The 2838-nt window shown below is 64.8% G+C and carries 2 protein-coding genes; both read right to left on the reverse strand.

Annotation, left to right across the window (positions count from 1 at the left end):
* The coding region (locus tag MRY75_RS06565) for a phosphate/phosphite/phosphonate ABC transporter substrate-binding protein (RefSeq protein WP_292306344.1) at positions 1-746 on the reverse strand (746 nt) is incomplete at its 3' end.
* Positions 746-2611 carry a cytochrome c peroxidase gene (locus MRY75_RS06570; protein WP_292306345.1) on the reverse strand — a complete coding sequence of 622 codons (1866 nt, stop codon included), beginning with the start codon at positions 2609-2611 and terminating at the stop codon, positions 746-748. The genes MRY75_RS06565 and MRY75_RS06570, both read right to left, overlap by 1 nt.
* Positions 2612-2838: the final 227 nt, after the last annotated feature.

Here is a 2838-nt window from a genome sequence, read left to right on the forward strand (position 1 = left end):
AGCATTGCGTCGACAAAACGGTCCCGCAGAGCGGCATCGAGCCCCGGGCGAGCGATCACCAAATGGCTCGGGATCGGCGCGCTTTCCGCGATCCAGGCTACCTCCGCCTGTTGCTGCGGCGTCAGAAGCAGGTCGGCATACTGGCTGGCGCCTGCGGCATCGACCAGGCCTTCGGCCATCGCCTGCATCGCCTGCTGGTAGCCGCCCGCGAAGAAGATGCGGCCGAAGAATGCCTCTGCCTCTCCGGGGCCTTCGACCAGCCCGGCCTCAACGAATTCGGCGAGCGGATAGAGATAGCCCGATTCCGAGATCGGATCCGCGAATGCGATGTCGCGCCCGCGCAGGTCGGCGAGCGCTCGGATGCCGCTGTCGCGGCGCACGAAGATGCGGCCCGTATAACTCGGCGCGTCGCGGTAGACTTCGGACAGGAGCGGCACGGCACCGATCTCGGCCTCGGCCAGAACGAAGGGCAGGGCGCCCATGAAGGAGATATCCGCGTCACCATTGCGCAGTGCTTCGACCGCCGCTGCATGGTCGATGGTAACGAACCCTTCGACAGGGACGCCGATCTCACTGGCCAGCCAGCCGGTGATGGCCTCGATGTCCCCCAGAAGCTTGTCGGGGTTCTCCTGCGGGATGAAGGCAAGCCGCAGTGCATCGTCCTGCGCGGCGAGAGGTGTCGCCAGCGACACCGCGCCCGCGCCGACCAAGGTCAGTATCGTTCTACGGGTCAGATGGACCGGCATCAGAATGCCCTCTCTTCGATTGCGTCGGCTTCAGACTTGAACGCGGTCCAGCTTGCTTCGGCGGCCTTCCAGTCATCGGCACGGACGGCGGCGCCGACCGCGGCCAGACGTTCGGCCAGCGCATAGACCTCGGGCCGGGCGGGGAGGTTCGACATGGTACTGGCGTCCGCCGAGAGGTCCGCGGCCACAGTGTCGGTCAGCAGCAGGATATGCTCCGCGTCCCGCCGCGGCAGTAGCGTATCGATTGTCGAGGCGAAGGTCGTCAGTTCGGCGAATGCCAGCCGGAAAGCGGTGTTCTCGGTGTCGAAGGCCTCATAGGGCTCGTCTGCCGCGCCAACGGTCTCGAGATAGGCGGTCAGATCGGCGCGGTCATCCTCGGTCAGCCCAAGCGATTTCGTCTCGTCGAACCAGTCCACGACGGCGGCCAGCGTCGGCAATGACCCGTCGTGGAAATAGGGGGCGGTATAGGCCGTGCCGAGCAGCGTGGGCGTGTCCAGCGCACCGGCGCGAGCCCCCTCGTAGCCCGGCGCGACGGAGCCGATGTCGTGGGCCTGCCGGTCGAGGAAGTTCGCGTCTGGCACGTGGCAACTGGCGCAGGACCGATCGCCGAGCCCGGCGAAGGGCCGGTTGAAGATCTCCTCGCCGCGCCGGGCGGCCGCTTGGGCCGTGTCGGTCAGGCGGCCATCAGTCGTCAGCATGGAATTCGGCAGGAAGTCGAACTCGAGCATGTAGGCGACGAGAGCGTCCATCATGAAGGGCGTCGGTTCATCCCCGCCGAACTCGTTGACGATCACGTTGCGGGTGAAATCGCGCAGGGAGGCGAAACGGCCATCGCGGCCGTAGGGACCTGTAAAACGCAAGCCGCGCAGGCTCGGAACGTCGAGCGGGTCGTCGCGCCGGTCGTTGAAGATCGGGTTGAAAAAGGCGCCGTCGACGTCGATCGCGCCTGGCTGGTGGCTTGCGCCCGGAACGAAAAGCCGCTGGTTGATGTCCGAGCGGTTGTGACAGGTCGAGCAGGTGATCCCGAGATCGCGCGCGGGGCTGCCGAAGATTTGCGCACTGTCGAACAGCATGTCGCCGTAGGCAACAAGCGGCAGATCGGTCTCGTCGATGCCCTGCTCCTCGAAGTTGAGGACGAGCAGTGGTAACGGGTCCTGATCGAAAATGTCGGAGCCCGGTGGCAGGCTTGGCGGCACCTCGATGGCGCGACCGCTGAGCACGGCGGTTTCCGGCAGGGCGCTTAACGCCCGACGCGTAGCAAAGTCGTCAACGAGGTAATTCTCGGCGAGATAGCCGGAGATGACAGCGCGCGCGGATTCCATGGTTTCGCGATCCGCAGATGTCGAGCCTGCGCCAAGTACGCCAGAGAACCCGGTGCTGCTATTGAGCTCCAGCCAAGCCAGGCCGATCCGTCTCGCAGCCTCCGAATCGGCGGCCGCGACGCCGTCCTCGAACGCACGGTAGAGTTCGCGTGCGGTTCGCAAGGCCTGCTGTGCCGTCGCAGGGTCTTCGGTCGCGAGAGCCCGGTCCAGTTCCTCTTCGATCCTGAGCGCGATGAGCCGCGTCGCCTCGGCGAATACCGCCTGCCGGTCTTCGCGCATCATCGCGTTCAGAAGACCGTCAGGCTTGATATCGCTTTCGCGGTCCAGCCACTCCACCGCACCGGTCGAGAATTCCGAGCCCCGATAGGGTTCGGACCAGGCGGTTTCGATGTCGTCCCAGGGCAGAGGCTCGAGATTTCCAAGAAAGAGCGTCAGACGGTAGGCCGCCGCCTCGGGAAGCCAAGGCGCCTCCTTGGCCGGCGTCGCGGCGACAGGTCCGGACAGGAGGAGCGCACTTGCGAGTGTGGCGAGCAGCACTCTCATAGTATTTCGCATCACCACGGCCTCCAAGGCAAAAAGTTAGACATGGCTAATTTATCTACCCGAAGCAAACAAGTTGTCAATCCCGCTGTTTCGCTGCAAAGTCCCAAGTATGACAAAGCTGCAATCACATGGGCGTGAGCCATTCGAGGCTGTCGACAGGGCTCCCGAGGCGCAGGCCGAAGGCTTTGCGACCGTGCGTCAGGCACATGAAAGCGAGATGGCGGAGG

The sequence above is a fragment of the Marivita sp. genome, assembly GCF_022763305.1.
Taxonomy (GTDB): domain Bacteria; phylum Pseudomonadota; class Alphaproteobacteria; order Rhodobacterales; family Rhodobacteraceae; genus Marivita.